We start from the raw sequence: 15,074 nt of genomic DNA, 5'->3' as shown, positions 1-15,074 counted from the left end.
TGGCGATGTCGCAGATCTCCTCGAAATGCTCGTAGAGGAAGCTCTCCCGGTGATGGTGCAGGCACCATTTGGCCATGATCGAGCCGCCGCGCGAGACGATGCCCGTGACCCGGTCGACGGTCAGCGGGATGTAGTGCAGCCGCACGCCGGCGTGGATGGTGAAATAGTCGACGCCTTGCTCGGCCTGCTCGATCAGCGTGTCGCGGTAGACCTCCCAGTTCAGATCCTCGGCGATGCCGTTGACCTTTTCCAGCGCCTGATAGAGCGGCACCGTACCGATCGGCACCGGCGCATTGCGCACGATCCAGTCGCGGATGTTGTGGATGTTGCGGCCGGTCGACAGGTCCATCACCGTGTCCGCGCCCCAGCGGATCGCCCAGACCATTTTTTCGACCTCTTCGGCCATCGATGATGTGACAGCCGAGTTACCGATGTTGGCGTTGATCTTCACCAGGAAATTTCGCCCGATGATCATCGGTTCGCTCTCTGGATGGTTGATGTTGGCGGGAATGATTGCGCGTCCGCGCGCCACTTCGTCGCGCACGAATTCGGGTGTGACGAAATCTGGGATCGCCGCGCCGAAGGCTTCGCCGTCGCGTTGCAGCTTGCCGCGCATCACCTCGCGGCCGAGATTCTCGCGGATGGCTACGAACTCCATTTCTGGCGTGATGATGCCGGCGCGCGCATAGGCAAGCTGGGTCACCGCCTTGCCGGCCTTGGCCCTGAGCGGCCGGTTGCGAACGGGAAATTCCGGTGTCAGGCGCTCGCCCGCCGCGAATCCGTTGTCTTCCGGCCGGACATGACGGCCGTCATAGGCTTCGACATCGCCGCGTGCCGTAATCCATTCATGGCGAAGCCGGGCAAGGCCTTTTTCGATGCTGGTTTCGACAGTCGGGTCCGTATAGGGGCCGGACGGATCATAGACGGTGACGGGCGGTTCACCCGCCGTCGGATGGACGGAGATTTCTCGCATCGGCACTTTGATGTGCGGATAAAGGACGCCGGACTTGTGGATTTTCCGTGAGGCGGGCAGCGGTCCCGTCGATACGGCGGGGGTGAGGGCATTCATCGTGAGGCTCCTTTGCTCATGCATTGGAGACCCAGTTCTGTGCCGGAAGGATGAAAAGACGCTTCTGTCGACCTGCCGAAACAGGATATCGGGCGTAAACTCCCGCAAAAGCGCTTGCACCGTCCCTACGCCAGTATGAACTGGATCAGGTTCAACGGGTCACTGCGCCGCGAAAGCCAGCAGTATCTCAGCCCCTTGCCGGGACTCCCCTGGTGAATGCGCCGAATTGAACGGGCCGGCGCTATTTTGTCAAGCGCATTTGGCCCGCGGCGCTGATCGGCGGCCAATCAGACCGGGCAGAAAAGCTCGCGCATGCGTCGGGGACAAGTCACCCCTAGAGGAGCGGCGAAGCGCCCACGATAGGCGAACCATCATGCGGATTCGAAACCTTTTCCAGCACGGCATTTCGGGCTTGCCGAACCGACGTTGCTATCGCCCAATTGGGTGAGATTGCTTTAGATGTCTGTCTTGCTCGTCATCGGCAATCCTTCCGCGTGGCTAGACGCCCCGTTTGTTCCCCCAGAGCAGAACATGAAGCTGCGGCAGTACACGCGCCTCGAACCACCTGTCACGGATCACCTTTTCGACCAGCCATTCCATTCGCTTCATCACGCCGGCCATGTCGATGAACGCGTCTTCGTTACCGGGAAGCGGCGGCGTGTGGTTGCCGGGCTGCAGATAGACGGGTAATTGCGGGTAGCGCGCCGCCGCGTCTTTGGCATAGGCATAGTCATCATCGTCGAAGACGACGAGCTTGAGCGCCATCCGCGGCTTATCCTGCGCAGCCTCGACGCAGGTGTCGAACACGGCCCAATCTGTCGTCATTTCGCTTGAGGGCGGCTTGGGGCTGAGCACCAGCACGTCGAGATCCGCGAACCATTGCTTAGGCACCGAGCCTTGGGTTTCCAACGCAAAGCGGTAGCCCTCACCATGCCCGCGCTCGATCAACCGGCCAAGCGGCTGGATGGCCGGATTGCCGCCCGACAGCGACACCATCACGGGCTGACCGCCGGAAAACGAAATGACCTTTTGCCAGACCATCATCGGTTGACATCATCTCCCAATCATAGCGGAAGCGACTGTCCACCGCATGCAGGCTGTCGCACCAGGAACAGCGATAATCGCACCCGCCCGTTCTTACGAACACCGTCGGCAGGCCGATCAGCATTCCTTCGCCCTGAATGGTCGGCCCAAAAATCTCGCTCACGCGGATTCCGGGCTGCAACGCGCAGGTCATGGCCGGTATTCCGCCCAGGTTTTCGGCGTCTCGCTCACCCGCACGGCGGAGGTTTGTGGTAACCGCACCTTGCACCAGTCGTAGAAGTGCCTGGCCAGACATTCCGCTGTGACACGGTCATGCCCCAGGACGTCGTTAAGATGCCGATGGTCGAACGTCCCATCGATGTAGTGCTTGAGCGCCGCCAGGTCTTGGTAGTCGCGCACAAAGCCATGTTCGTCCAGTTCTCCACCTGAAAGTTCCACTACGACGATGTAGTTGTGGCCGTGTAGACGCGCGCACTGATGATCGGATGGCAAGGAGGTGAGCTGATGCGAGGCCGAGAAGTGGAACTCTTTGGTAATGCGAAACATCACGCGCTCCTTGTCTGGACAGCGTGGAGCCAGAAGTCCGCGTCCTCATAGTCTGTCGGATCGGCAATGCCGGCTAGATCGAATGCTTCGCGCCGTTCGATGCATGTCCCGCAGCGACCGCAATGACGTGCGCCGCCCTTGTAGCAGGACCACGTCGCCTCGAACGGTGTGGCGTACTTTGCCCCCTCGCTAACGATGTCGGCCTTCGACATATTCACATAGGGGGCGTAAAGGCGGATATCGGCGTAACCTGCGAGCGCGTGGTTCTGCATCGTCTGAAAGGCGTCGATAAAAGCGGGCCGGCAATCGAGATAGATGAAATGATCTCCGCCGTGCACGGCAGTGGCCACCGCATCGGCTTGCTGCGCGGCGGCAACCCCGAAGGCGATAGCCAGCATGATGGCGTTCCTGTTCGGCACCACCGTGATCCTCATAGGGTCTTCGGCATAGTGCCCGTCGGGCACATCCACACTATCAGTCAGCGCCGAGCCGCTCAGGTTCCGGCCGACATCGCGGATATCGACGATTTGGTGCGGAACACCCAGCCGTTTGGCGCAGATAGAGGCAAAGCCGAGTTCCTTTTTGTGCCTCTGGCCGTAATCGAACGAAAGCAGGCCAATGAGTTTCTGCTCGGTCGCCACCTTGTGAGCGAGCGAAACGGAATCCAATCCGCCGGAGCAGATGACGAGGGCATTCATGGTTTGAGTCCTTGTTTTGACCGGGTAAGGCTGCGACCGGAGATTTCTCTGCGTTCCCCGTACTCCACGGAGCCGGTTTTGTGAATGGGTGGACGCGATTGAGGCGCACGTACCTTGGTGTCAGCGTCCCCAACACGACTTGCACGCGACTTGTCGCGCATCGTCGACCGCCAAGCGGCTGGGGTCGCCGCGACCTTCGTGCATTGGTAGGAGCCCCCCAAACCGGTGCGCAGCGCGATTGTCGAGACGGCGACAAGCGGTGCATTCCCCGACTGGTCGCGCACCATCTCATTGCATGAACAAATCGCGCGGCTTGTCCGCTACAGCGAGGAGAACCGCGACTAATGCCCACCGGAACTAGAGGCCAAGAGGCGCCGAAAATCGTGAGGACGACGTCACTGCGATGCGGTCGGGCAGACAAAGCCGTCCGACCAGATGGAAGAAGACCGGCGCGAGGTGTCTCAGTGGACGAGGTACTGACTTTCGGTCTCGGGTTGCCTTAAAGAATCAGGCGGCCTTGCGTTCCTTCAAAGCCTTCTCAAAGGCATCCTTGATCGGCTTGGATACGTTCCTCGCTAGCTCTCAACATCAATGCCTGGATGGCCTTGGCCTGCTCAGCGGACTTCTCGATCTGTTTGCGCAGGAATGCGCTTTGCAGTTCGAAGAACTCGGACGGCGACTTCACGGCAACCAAAGCTTCGAGGTGCGTGAAGCCGGCTTCGGCATTGGCTTGCAGAGCCGCAATCGTCTTCAGGAGCATCTCGTTGCTGGTGGTCTTGGCCATTTCACGAAATCGCAGCAACGGATTTATGAAGCTGACATGAATTTGCGCGAGTGGGCTGCACCTCGTGCTGCACGAATACCTCAAGAACTTTCTCGAACGCGGGCCGTGGCTGCGACACGTCTTCGCCGACCGCGGCTGTGTCGGACCGAAGCTTAAGGGCGCGATTCAAAAGATCGGCGCGTTCACCCAGGAGATCGGACTGATTTCGGGCGAAGACTTTCCGCTACTTGCGGGCGTTGCCGAAGACGCAGACCGGTGCATTCTTGACTGCCAAAGCGGCTCTTTACATATTTTCACGCCGCTTCGGTCAGCGTCGGACGACGCGGGCGCGACGTCTTAAACGCTCGTTCAGCTGATAGAGGAACTCATGAACGATATGATTTTTGACCCGTCAATCGCCGCGTAGGATATTTGCTTCGCGCGCGGCCGTGACGAAGGCCCTGCGGGCGGTGGGTGGATAGGCCTCACCTCGTAGTACCTTCAGACAGGCATCCATAGCTGTCCTGCGCTTCTCCGTCTGGAGACCAAAATCCCGCAGGAGGATGGTGGCCGCATCATTGACATCGAACACGAAACGTTCTTTGCGATGGCGACCAATCTGAATCACGACTGGCCTCTCAAATTTTGTTAAGCCGGTCATTTCGCCTCGCCCTCCAAGCCGTACCAACCCAGAGCCTGCGATCACAGCCGGAAGAAAAATCGCGTCGATTGATCCCGCTTGCGGGTTGCCCCGGTCGGTCGCTCAATTGAAAGCTTGGTACGAGGCGCAATTCCCATGTTCAATTCGAACAGATGTTGATCCAACTCCTTGTCCGCGGTCGTCAGGCGATGGTTCAGGCGCAGATAGTCCATCCAGGTCGGCGCGCGAAAGGTTTCTGTCCAAAGCGAAGGATCCTGAAGATCGCGCTGGAGATTCCAGTGCCGCGCACCGACGCGGCTTTGCACGCGCCGTCGTTCCTGCATCCGGTCCAGGAAAGCTTCGACGTTTGCCTCCGGTATTGAGTACTCGATCTTAACGACGATCGGCCCGCTTCTCGGCTTCAGGTCGAGAGCGAGCTGCGGCGTTTCGAAGCCAAAAGGATCCTGATCAGAGTCCTGCCATTGACGGATAGGCATCAGCAACCCGGTGGCCGCGACCATTACGAGCGCGACAGCGGAAACCTCGAGGGCTAAGGTAAGCGAATAGTTCTCGGCCACCGTGCCCCACAGCCAACTGCCGGCCGCGATACCGCCAGACGAAAGGGCATAGTGGATCGAGAGCGTGCGACCGACGACCCACCTTGGGCTTGCCAATTGGACACTCACGTCGAGCCCCGTCCAGGTGACGACCCAGCCCGCGCCGCCGAGCGCCAGCGCAATAGCCGCCACCACCACTGAGGAAGTGAGAGCAAGAGACAGACAACACGCCGCACAGGCAATGCATGCCAGTGTTGTCAGCCGCTCCTGGGACAGAGACCGCCTCAAGACATTGTTGCAAATGCCGACGCACAAGGCGCCTGTTCCGAAGCCGGCCATCAGGACACCATAAACGATTGGTCCTCCCCCTAGTTGATTGCGGGCAACGAGAGGCAGGAGCGCGAGTATGGAGATGCTGGTCAGGCCAAAAAGCGCACCACGCGCGATTGCCGCCTTGATCTCCGCCGACAGGGCCGTGAAGCGCGCTCCGTCATGAATAGCAGTGGTCAATGGCTCGCGCGGGAGAGGTGAGGCGCGAACATCCCATTTGCGGCGCCCTATGGTCCACAGCAGCGCTACATAGGTCAGCGTCGCCACAGCGAAAGCTGTCAGAGGTCCAAAGGAGGCAACGACGATGCCACCGAGCGCCGGGCCGACGCTTCGAACGGCGTTGTATCCAACCGAGATCAGCGTGACCGCGGCTGGGACTTCGCGTTTTCGCAAGATATCGCCCACCGACGCGTGCCAGGCAGGATCGGTGAACGCGGCTCCCGCTCCGGCCAAACAGCTGAATGCGAGAACCATCCATGGATTGAAAATCCCCACGGCCGCAAGAACAGTCAGCATCGCCGAGGACAATGCTATCGCGCAACCAGCCGGCGAACATGAGATTGCGGCGGCTGTAGTTGTCAGCCAGGACCCCGGCGATAATCGACAGGACGAATACGGGCAGTGTGGTCGAAGCCTGCACCAAGGCGACCATGACGTCCGACGTCGAAATGGTCGCCATCAGCCAACTGATGGCGACGGTTTGAATGAGCCAGCCAAGGCTGGCGACCTGTGTGGCAAGCCAGATCGAACGAAAGGTCGCATTCTCGAGCGGCGCAAATGTCGCCGACGAAGCCGGACTCGCATCTTCGCGCGCCACCCTGCTCATTGGGTTGAGCCCTCCCTTGGTCTATCGGTCGTGTTAGAGGTGCCCTCCCGGCCCACGTGCCCATGGAGGAATGGCACCATGAGCGCATTTTGTCGGGGCAGCGCAAGATATTTCTTTACCGCTGGCACTCTGGCGCAAGCGATTGCTTTATCTGGAATTGCCACCAACGCGCTTTCATGATTGCTGGGTCCATGTCACGTCCTCGCCTGCTGCCTGAAAAGAATTTTCCGGGCTACGCATACCTGCCTGGCAAACATCCACATCCGGTTCGCGACCCGTTGGGTCACAGTTATCAAAGCGACCCGGTCACCCTTGTTACAGTCGAGGAATCACTCAGTTCAAACGTGTTCCGATGGGGAATCGACCTTTTCAACCACGGGTATTACTGGGAAGCTCATGAGGCTTGGGAGCCTCTTTGGCATGCTGCGAAACAAAGCGCCCAGCATCGCCTGTTCTTCAAGGCATTGATCCTGTTGGCGGCGGCCGGGGTGAAGATCCGCGAGGGAAAGCGGGCCGCTGCCTTGCGGCATGCGGCAAGAGCTGCAGGGCTTTTTCGTCGGGTGGCGCTTCTGCCGAGCCGGCCCTTTGAGGCCGCACTCGGAATCACACCTGCCGCGCTCGCGGCAGAGGCCGAAGCGGCCACAACGTTCCCGACTGCTTTGCGAGAGCCGATGCCTGGCCAGCTGCCTGAGCCCGTTTTCGATTTCATTCTCGCACCGAACTCCGAGAGGAGCTGATGGATGGCCAGTACGGACGTCTTCGTTACTTGGACGCACTGCTGCGTCTGTCGTGAACAGTTTGACAAGGGCTTCAATCCTGGCGCAGTCGACCTACCGCTGAGCCCGGCTCTGGCGGAGGACCCATGGCAGGCGCCGCTTCCATCGTTGACCTCGCGGCAAAGAAACATCTTTCTGCCACCGCTTTAACTTGCGGGTTCGTCTGCGCCCAGTCTGTTCGTGCGATGCTTCCGCCATCGGCGCTTCCTCAACCGTCGGCGGCTTGGGAAGCGATCCGTCGGGTACGATCTCGTCCTTGGCATCGGATGCAGCTTCGCCGGTGGTAGGCATGGGCTGTGGACGACCATCCTCGGCAAAAATCGGCTGCGGCGTCGCTTCAGCGATCGCACCTTCCTTCTTCGCTTCGGAGAGTTCGTTCGCGATGGCAGCCAGGTCGATGCCGCCCCAGATCGACTGTGGCCGCTTCACGAGCTCACGCTTCTGTTTGATCTCGACGACAAAGGGGCGCTGCGGCTGCCTCATGGTGATCTCGTGGATTTAGGGGAGTTGCGAGTGTCCTCTAGGCGGAGCGCACGCCTTCGTCCACCCGCAGCCACGCATTCTCCAAAGGTTTTCGGAGACGTTGCCGCCGTCCAAGCCATGACGAGAGCTGCTCACCTCCGACGCCTGGGCCTACGCTCCCGATCTCTTGTCCTGTCAGCATGATCGTCATGACGATCATATCGCCCACGCAGTCGCCTTTGCTGGGCCCATCGCGAAGCCGCAAAAGATTCAGAATGCAATGAAGATGGTGGCCGCTCCTATCCATACCTCCATGTTCCCGAGTGCATCAGACGCGTCCAACGCATTTTCGGAATCGATCACGAGCGATCGATTCATGCTGTTGATGGAAGCATGCCGGGTGGCACGAGTGGCCGGGCACAGATTGCCGCTCGACAACCGCTCGGCAATCCCAAAGCCGCACTTGGGGCACATCGCCTCGGCTTCCCTTCACCGGGTTGAGAAGTCGCAAGAGGTGGCGCTGACCAGGCTTGTTCCACAGCCCTCATTGTCGTTGATCCAGACGCGCGGGGTGGTGCGTGGGCACCCTGCTCGATTGCCTGGATCACCGGTCGTCAGTGTAGAGCGGCAGCGTAGCCCCTGCGCTGGACCTCGAGCTCCGCCGGCGACATCGTCGACCGCAAGCGTAGCTCGACATAGACGGCCTCCGCTGGGTCCGCCTCACGCCCGTAGCCTGAGGCAAACATACTGCAAAGCCTACAATCAGGCGTTCCCATTTACGGCGCGCCCGGCGCGCCCATTCTGCATCGAGACGTACGCGGTCGGGATAGCGGTTTTCTCCCGATCGACGAACTCGAAGACGGCGAGATCGAAACCATCGACGAATTTCGATCCCTTCGAGTATAAGCCGGCTCATTGAGCCAGCTTAGCCTGGCATGCGTCGAAACAGAAAGCCCGATTCGCCAACCGCCACAATTACGAAAACATGGATCAGGTTAGGTCGGCTATGTCCTAAGGGAGCATCGCGATTTTCGCTATCTTTGAATTTTGGGAGCTCTTGGCTTCGCAACTTGGGTATCCAAATTTCGCGGTTGAAATTTACTTTTTCCGAATTGCTCTGTGCTAGGGACCCACACGAAGCACCTACTCTAGCGCGGGGGAGTGAAAGAGTGATGCAGCGTCGGTCTGCCGCAAGGTTCGGTGACCTTCTGGCGGGAGATTTGCGGGCTTTTGGCGGGCCCTCGACGATCGAACCACTTGCCGGCCGAATCAGGGCGGAGCAGGTCAGTATCGTGCTTCGCAACACGCCTCTTGGCATGGTTGCGAACATACTCAATGCGGCCACTCTTGTTATGGCGCTTTGGGGCTCGCCCGACCAAACGAAAGCCATCCTCTGGGCGAGTGTCATCATCGCCGCCGCTGGGTTCGTAGGCCTAAGAGCGAGATCATCGTTTCAGTCAGTCAAACCCGGTCGGTGTCTCGCCGAGCAACACAAAACCTGGTGCGGAACGCCTTCCTGTTCGGCACTTGGTGGGGAGCACTTCCCGTTCTGTTCTTCAGCGGGGCAACAAGTGCCGCCCAGGTTGTCATTACCTGCCTGAGCGCCGGGATGATCGCGGGCGGTGCCGCTTCTTTTTACACGATTCCCATTGCGGCCGTCGCGTATACGCTGCCGATCTTCGTCGGTTCGATGCTTGCGATTGCGTGGGTGGAAGGCGCCATCAATCTGCTCGTCGCAATCCTGATAGTGAGCTACGCCATCACGCTGTTTCGCGCAGTGCTCGCTCACGCGGTCGAATTTACCCGACGCTTCATTCTGCAAGCGGAAAGCGAAAATGCCATTCGCAGGGATGTTCTAACGAGTTTGCCAAACCGGTTCAGCTTCAACGAGCGGCTGGAGAACGCGTTGGTGGACGCAAAGCAGTTTGACCAGCACTTTGCGTTGCTTTTGTTCGATCTTAACAATTTTGCCGAGGTGAATGATCGCTTTGGCCGAGCCATGGCGGATGCCCTTTTGGTTGAAGTGGCTGCGAGACTTCGGAGATCGACGCGGGAGAGCGATGGCATTGCGAGATTGGAGGGCGGCGAATTTGCAATAATCGCTACGCGCGATATCAGGCCAGATCAAATCAGGTCCTTGGCCAAACAGATCATAGAGGCCATGCGCGCCCCGTTCTTGATCGAAGGGCGCGAAATATATTGCAGGGCCTCTATAGGTATCGCTTTGGCGCCCACTGACGGTTTGGATGCCAACCAACTCCTGCGGTGCGTCGATACCGCGCTACACAGGGCTAAGACGCTGGGGGCGGGGTCCATCCAGTTTTTCAGCCCAAGCGACGATGAAGCTGCTGCCAGGCGCCATGCCCTTGAACGCGATCTGGCATCTGCGCTTGCCAACGACCAGCTTTGGCTCGCATTTCAACCCTTTCTCGACCTCGGGAGCGATCGCATCCGAGGTTTTGAAGCGCTTCTGCGATGGCAGCATCCGACCCTTGGCCAGATCCCTCCGACAGAGTTCATACCCATCGCTGAAGAAACGGATTTGATTCACTCCATCGGACACTGGGTCGTCAAAACGGCTTGTTTGGCAGCGGCGCGCTGGCCGCGCGACTTGCGGGTCTCCGTCAACTTGTCGGTAGTGCAGCTTAGGAATAAAGCCTTGCTGGATGGAATTGTAGTGGCCTTGGCTGAAGCCGGTTTGGACCCCCGAAGACTCGAGGTCGAGATCACAGAAACTGTGCTGATTTCGAATTTTGAAGAAACGATTTCATTATTACAATCGTTAATTTCCCTATCCGTCACAGTTGCTCTTGACGATTTTGGCACCGGCTATTCATCACTGACCTATCTTCGTAAATTGCCGCTTTCGCGGCTCAAGATCGACCGATCTTTTGTCCAGGATATGCTCACCGATGCGGACTGTGCCGCGATTGTAAGATCATTGGTTGAGTTGGCACATGAGCTTCGAATTGAGGTAACAGCCGAAGGCGTAGAAACTCCCGAACAGCTCGACTATCTGCGATGCGTCAGATGTGATGAAGCTCAAGGCTATTTAATCGGGAAACCTGTCCGGATAAGCGAAATTCCTGGCATTGCCGCGGAGCCGGTTGGTCAGGAGCTAGATACTTAAATAGCAGGACCGACACTTTGGCGGCGATGGTCTGGTTGTCTCGTATCTCGACGGTGACGACCGCCTTGCTCAGGTAGGCTGAAGGCCGCAAGTCCATGCGAGCACTGGAAGTAGCCCTGTGACGAAGCATCAGATCGAGGTGATCACGTCGGTCGAGCGGCGCCGGCGCTGGTTTCGGGAGGAGAAGGAGCGGCTGGTCGCAGCGACGTTTGAGGCTGAGGCCAGTTTTGGAGATCGCGCGATCTCTCGGCATTCATATGAGCCACCTTTTCCCGAGAGGCGGTGCCGGATCCTGGTGGCGGGTCAACGCCGGAGGATGTATCAAGCGTTTCGTACGCCGCTGCTTTCCTCTTAAACCGTCATTGCTCTGACAACACATTCTGCAATGGTCGGCGAGTTGTCGATGAGGCACCTGTTCACGCAAACCAGCTGTTCAGCAGGTCGGGAGGAACGAATGAACCCAGAGGCTTTCAGCAGCCCAGTTTTTGTGAAGCGTGCAACCTACATCGTGCAGGAGATTGCCAGCCTTGCGGACGCCGTCGACTTCCTCAATGAATGGCCAGAAGATCGCAGAGACCTGATCCACGAAGCCGCCCTCAGGACCTGCTATGACGCATACGATGGGCGAAAACCTGTAAGCGCAGCGCGCAATGCCTTTTTCGGCTTTGCGAAACGGGCCGCCATATTGGAAGATGCAATTTCCGCCATGCAATGGCTCTCTGCCTGCAAGTCCGGCCGTGGAAAAGTGCAGGTATAGGAGTCTGGCACGGGGCACGCTGAGGGGGGCATTGTGTCGGGATTTCAGGGATAGCCGAAAGCAGGAACAGGTCTCGACATTAACGGCAAAACGGCAGTCTCACGCAATCTCGCCGTGAATCAGACAACCGCACATCGGTCGCGAGTGGCTAAGTTCAGCGACGAAGATGCAGCGAGCCGATTCGGCTCGGCAAAGAAGTGCGACCGAGGCCTATTCGCCTCACAGGAGCGGAGAAATGACCGGCTTGAGCAGATTTGAGAGGCCAGTCGTTGTTCAGGTTAGCCACCACAGCTCAGAGCGGATCGTGTTCGAGGTCAATGACGCGGCCGCTATCTTGCTACGGGATCTTCAACGTCAGACCGTGAAACGGAAGGCCGCGATGGACGCCTGTCTGCAGGTGTTGCGTGGGGAGACTTATCCAGCAGCGGCTCGAAGAGCTTTCGTGGCAGCCGCGCTTGAAGCAAAGATACTTCGCGGCGATTAGAAAGCCGGGATGCTCAGGAACTGCTGACTGACCATCAGGGACAGCTGTTTGGGTTGCAACCATGATGGCTCTTCAGTTCGAATTCGGTTCTCGGGTGGCGAGCGGAAGCTTGAGAGCAAAGATCTGACGGCTGACATGCGGATGCTTCAGATGCCGCCCATGCAGAGGTATTTCATTTCGAGGTAATCCTCGAGCCCGTGGCGCGAACCCTCCCGTCCGATGGCGGACTGCTTCATCCCGCCGAAGGGTGCGGCTTCCGATGACATGCGTCCCGTGTTGATGCCCACCATGCCATACTCCAATGCCTCGGCCACACGCCAGACACGCAGCAGGTTCGAGGCATAGAAGTAAGCGGCGAGGCCGTAGATCGTGTCATTGGCCTCGTGCACAACCTGATCCGCATCGTCGAAGCGAATGGTTGGGGCCAGCGGCCCGAATGTCTCCTCTTGCGCAATGGTCATCTCGCTGGAGACTTCAGTGAGGACCGTCGGTTGGAAAAACGTGCCATCCTTGCCAATGCGTTCGCCCCCGCGGCGAATTGTACCGCCTTTTGCGACGGCATCGGCGATGTGCGATTCGATCTTGGTGAGCGCATGCCTGTCGATCAGCGGGCCAATGGCGACACCTGGATCGAAACCGTCACCAACCTGGAGCTGGCGAACCCGCTCCACGAATTTGTCGACAAATTCATCGTGAACGCCCGATTGGACGTAAAGGCGGTTTGCGGAAACGCAGGTTTGACCCGCGTTGCGGAACTTGGCCTGGATAGCACCGTCGACTGCCGCATCGACGACTGCATCGTCAAAGACGATGAAAGGCGCATTGCCGCCGAGCTCGAGACTGACCTTCTTGATCTGGTCCGAGCATTGGCGCATGAGCAGTCGGCCGACCTCGGTCGAGCCGGTGAAGCTGATCTTGCGGACCTTGGGGTTTGTGCAGAGTTCACGGCCGACGGCATCGCCTTCAGACGCATAGATCAGGTTGACCACGCCTTCGGGAAAGCCAGCCTCATGCGCAAGGGCAAACATTGCACCCGCCACGAGCGGCGTCTGTTCAGCGGGTTTCAGCACGATCGTGCAGCCCGCGGCCAAGGCCGGCGAGATCTTGCGCGCCACCATGGAGGCCGGGAAATTCCACGGCGTAATCGTGCCGACGACGCCGATCGGCTGCTTGATCACCAGCAGGCGACGGTCCGTCGATGGCGCGGAGATCGTCTCGCCATAGATGCGGTTGGCCTCTTCGGCGTACCATTGCAGGTACGCCGCCGCATGCGACACTTCCGAGTTAGCCTCGGCAAGGGGCTTGCCCATTTCCGCGGTCAATACTCGCGGCAAGGTCATCGGCGTGGTCGATAATCAGCTGATGCCAGCGCCACAGAACGTCGCTGCGTTCACGGGCCGTCAATGCCGCCCATCCAGGCTGCGCTCTATATGCTCTATCGATCGCAGTGCGTGTCTCCTCGACGCCCATGTCGGGAAGCTCTGCCAGCACTTCGCCTGTCGATGGGTGAGGACCACAAATGTGCGCTCACTGACTGGTTTGCCAAGCGCCGGCAGGCGGTCAAGGCTGCCAAACAGGTCAGGAGATTTGAGGTGGCGGATCAAAGGCGGGAGCAGCGGCAATGTCGATTCCTTAAAGCTCTTGGCCTGTCCGGCCGGGGGGACATCTACTGCCCACGTGTGGCTTTTGCATAGGACCACCTCTCACGAAAATCGTGCATCCTTGGGCCGGGTGGACCTGCCGCGGGAAAGGCCGACGGCCCGCTTCCGTCTGAACCGGCGAGGCCGAACCGTTCTATACCGGCTTCGTCCTGGGCCCCCATTTGCCCCAAGCGATCAACTTCTCGTCGCCCCGGCTCGTAGCGCTTGCAGCGCCGTCCCTCTCAGGTATCGCATCGGGGCCGCAAGGCGTGTCGTGACGTGAGCCCCAACGGGGGGTGCTGGACGATACATGAGAGGTTGCAGCCGCCGGTCAAAACCGGCCTTGCAACTTTCTCGTTTTTACTGCCCTGACGCAGAAGTTTCGGTTATGAATCGGGACTGGCCTGACGGCCTGCCGACGTTGCATTTGTTACAAAGGAAAACGCATATGGCGACTGGAACGGTGAAGTGGTTAAACAGCACAAAGGGATTTGGGTTTATCCAGCCCGACAATGGCGGTCAGGATGTTTTTGTCCACATTTCCGCCGTTGAACGAGCAGGCCTCTCGACCCTCGCTGATGGCCAGAAGATCAACTATGAAATCGAACAGGACCGCCGCACCGGAAAGTCCTCAGCTGGCAGCCTCAGCAAAGCTGGCTGAAATTTTTTCCCCTGGCTCCTGTCAACAGCGGATGGACGCGGTCCGCCCGGATGTACTGACGGTCGCGCGAAATGCAGGCTGCTGCAAGGCTGCGCGGAGTCCCGGGGAAGCCAAGCGGCTTGAAAGGGAAGGCGGGATAGACCCCGCCTTTTCATATTCCGGACAGAGCCAATGGCAACTGCGTACCCCAGAACAAAGCTCGATTGCTGAAATCAAGCTGCGACCTTCTTGCGGGTCCGCTTCGCCGGTGCCGGCTGTTCCGGCTCTACTGGTTTGCGTCCGAGACCCATCGTCTTGGCCAATGCCGAGCGCGTGGCGGCGTAATTCGGCGCGACCATGGGATAATCAGCCGGCAGACCCCATTTGGCGCGATATGCGTCCGGCGTCAGCCCATAATGGGTCGACAGATGGCGCTTGAGCGATTTGAACTTCTTGCCGTCCTCAAGGCAGATGATGTGGTCCGGCGTCACCGACTTCCTGATCGATATGGCAGGCTTGAGAACCTCCGGTTCTTCTGCGGAAATACTGGCGCCGGCCGTGCCTTTGAGTGCCGCGTGCACCTGGCCGATCAGGGCAGGGAGTTCACCCACCGGGACCGGATTGCTGGAGACATAGGCTGAGACGACATCGGCGGTGAGCTCGATGAGGACGGCGACGGTGTTGTCGGCTTCTTCTGTCATGAAACTCTCCG

At 59.1% G+C, this 15,074-nt stretch carries 11 protein-coding genes, 5 pseudogenes and 1 riboswitch; of the genes and pseudogenes, 6 read left to right on the top strand and 10 right to left on the bottom strand.

Annotated elements, in window-relative coordinates:
* From EN869_RS33445 to EN869_RS33425, 5 genes and pseudogenes are all read right to left on the bottom strand, one after another.
* Positions 1–1,069, bottom strand: a 1,069-nt coding sequence (locus tag EN869_RS33445) for a phosphomethylpyrimidine synthase ThiC (protein ID WP_189342946.1), incomplete at its 3' end; no start/stop codon positions are given.
* Between the two features lie 104 nt (positions 1,070–1,173).
* A riboswitch (TPP riboswitch) is annotated at positions 1,174–1,290 on the bottom strand.
* Positions 1,291–1,567: 277 nt separating this feature from the next.
* A pseudogene (gene queE, locus EN869_RS33440) lies at positions 1,568–2,306 on the bottom strand (7-carboxy-7-deazaguanine synthase QueE).
* Entirely contained in the window at positions 2,303–2,659 is a 357-nt protein-coding gene (gene queD / locus EN869_RS33435) for a 6-carboxytetrahydropterin synthase QueD (RefSeq protein WP_126101879.1), read from the bottom strand. The pseudogene queE and the gene queD overlap by 4 nt, the downstream one beginning before the upstream one ends.
* Complete coding sequence (gene queC, locus EN869_RS33430) at positions 2,659–3,357, bottom strand: 7-cyano-7-deazaguanine synthase QueC (RefSeq protein WP_126101878.1); 699 nt, start codon at positions 3,355–3,357, stop codon at positions 2,659–2,661. Before queC ends, queD begins: the two co-directional genes overlap by 1 nt.
* A gap of 507 nt (positions 3,358–3,864) precedes the next feature.
* Positions 3,865–4,144 (bottom strand): annotated as a pseudogene (locus tag EN869_RS33425) (phasin family protein); the annotation flags it as partial.
* Positions 4,145–4,220: 76 nt separating this feature from the next.
* On the opposite strand from EN869_RS33425, the pseudogene EN869_RS35380 reads away from it, so the two are divergent.
* Positions 4,221–4,337, top strand: a pseudogene (locus EN869_RS35380) (IS5/IS1182 family transposase); the annotation flags it as partial.
* 195 nt (positions 4,338–4,532) lie between these two features.
* Here EN869_RS35380 and EN869_RS33415 read toward each other — a convergent pair.
* On the bottom strand, positions 4,533–4,781 hold the full coding sequence (locus EN869_RS33415) for a DUF982 domain-containing protein (protein ID WP_126101876.1): 249 nt from the start codon (positions 4,779–4,781) through the stop codon (positions 4,533–4,535).
* 41 nt (positions 4,782–4,822) lie between these two features.
* A pseudogene (locus EN869_RS33410) lies at positions 4,823–6,473 on the bottom strand (MFS transporter).
* Positions 6,474–6,535: 62 nt separating this feature from the next.
* On the opposite strand from EN869_RS33410, the gene EN869_RS33405 reads away from it, so the two are divergent.
* Positions 6,536–7,210, top strand: coding sequence for a DUF309 domain-containing protein (locus tag EN869_RS33405; protein WP_245460088.1), 675 nt, complete (start codon positions 6,536–6,538; stop codon positions 7,208–7,210).
* Between the two features lie 93 nt (positions 7,211–7,303).
* Here EN869_RS33405 and EN869_RS33400 read toward each other — a convergent pair whose 3' ends face one another.
* Positions 7,304–7,732: a hypothetical protein gene (locus EN869_RS33400; RefSeq protein ID WP_126101875.1), complete on the bottom strand. Its 429-nt coding sequence runs from the start codon at positions 7,730–7,732 to the stop codon at positions 7,304–7,306.
* A gap of 1,480 nt (positions 7,733–9,212) precedes the next feature.
* Between EN869_RS33400 and EN869_RS33395 the strand changes: the two genes are divergently transcribed.
* From EN869_RS33395 to EN869_RS33385, 3 genes are all read left to right on the top strand, one after another.
* Entirely contained in the window at positions 9,213–10,841 is a 1,629-nt protein-coding gene (locus EN869_RS33395; RefSeq protein WP_245460087.1) for an EAL domain-containing protein, read from the top strand.
* Positions 10,842–11,295: 454 nt separating this feature from the next.
* Positions 11,296–11,598 (top strand): DUF982 domain-containing protein, encoded by a 303-nt coding sequence (locus EN869_RS33390; RefSeq protein ID WP_126101874.1) that lies wholly within the window; start codon positions 11,296–11,298, stop codon positions 11,596–11,598.
* Positions 11,599–11,833: 235 nt separating this feature from the next.
* Complete coding sequence (locus EN869_RS33385) at positions 11,834–12,082, top strand: DUF982 domain-containing protein (RefSeq protein WP_126101873.1); 249 nt, start codon at positions 11,834–11,836, stop codon at positions 12,080–12,082.
* A 146-nt stretch (positions 12,083–12,228) separates the two neighbouring features.
* On the opposite strand, the pseudogene EN869_RS33380 reads toward EN869_RS33385, so the two are convergent.
* Positions 12,229–13,659, bottom strand: a pseudogene (locus EN869_RS33380) (NAD-dependent succinate-semialdehyde dehydrogenase).
* A 511-nt stretch (positions 13,660–14,170) separates the two neighbouring features.
* Here EN869_RS33380 and EN869_RS33375 point away from each other — a divergent pair.
* Positions 14,171–14,383, top strand: a complete 213-nt coding sequence (locus tag EN869_RS33375; protein WP_126101872.1) for a cold-shock protein — start codon at positions 14,171–14,173, stop codon at positions 14,381–14,383.
* Positions 14,384–14,595: 212 nt separating this feature from the next.
* Here the strand turns inward: EN869_RS33375 and EN869_RS33370 are convergent, their stop codons facing one another.
* On the bottom strand, positions 14,596–15,063 hold the full coding sequence (locus tag EN869_RS33370; RefSeq protein WP_126101871.1) for a MucR family transcriptional regulator: 468 nt from the start codon (positions 15,061–15,063) through the stop codon (positions 14,596–14,598).
* Positions 15,064–15,074 lie beyond the last annotated feature (11 nt).

Source organism: Mesorhizobium sp. M2D.F.Ca.ET.226.01.1.1, from assembly GCF_004022705.2.
GTDB lineage: Bacteria > Pseudomonadota > Alphaproteobacteria > Rhizobiales > Rhizobiaceae > Mesorhizobium.
This window is presented reverse-complemented; position numbering and strand designations above follow the sequence as displayed.

Bases quoted from the DNA above. Each gene is read 5' to 3' on its own strand.
- queD (WP_126101879.1), bottom strand. From the start codon at position 2,659: ATGTTTCGCATTACCAAAGAGTTCCACTTCTCGGCCTCGCATCAGCTC.
- queC (WP_126101878.1), bottom strand. From the start codon at position 3,357: ATGAATGCCCTCGTCATCTGCTCCGGCGGATTGGATTCCGTTTCGCTC.
- EN869_RS33415 (WP_126101876.1), bottom strand. From the start codon at position 4,781: ATGACCGGCTTAACAAAATTTGAGAGGCCAGTCGTGATTCAGATTGGT.
- EN869_RS33405 (WP_245460088.1), top strand. From the start codon at position 6,536: ATGGAGGAATGGCACCATGAGCGCATTTTGTCGGGGCAGCGCAAGATA.
- EN869_RS33400 (WP_126101875.1), bottom strand. From the start codon at position 7,732: ATGAGGCAGCCGCAGCGCCCCTTTGTCGTCGAGATCAAACAGAAGCGT.
- EN869_RS33390 (WP_126101874.1), top strand. From the start codon at position 11,296: ATGAACCCAGAGGCTTTCAGCAGCCCAGTTTTTGTGAAGCGTGCAACC.
- EN869_RS33385 (WP_126101873.1), top strand. From the start codon at position 11,834: ATGACCGGCTTGAGCAGATTTGAGAGGCCAGTCGTTGTTCAGGTTAGC.
- EN869_RS33375 (WP_126101872.1), top strand. From the start codon at position 14,171: ATGGCGACTGGAACGGTGAAGTGGTTAAACAGCACAAAGGGATTTGGG.
- EN869_RS33370 (WP_126101871.1), bottom strand. From the start codon at position 15,063: ATGACAGAAGAAGCCGACAACACCGTCGCCGTCCTCATCGAGCTCACC.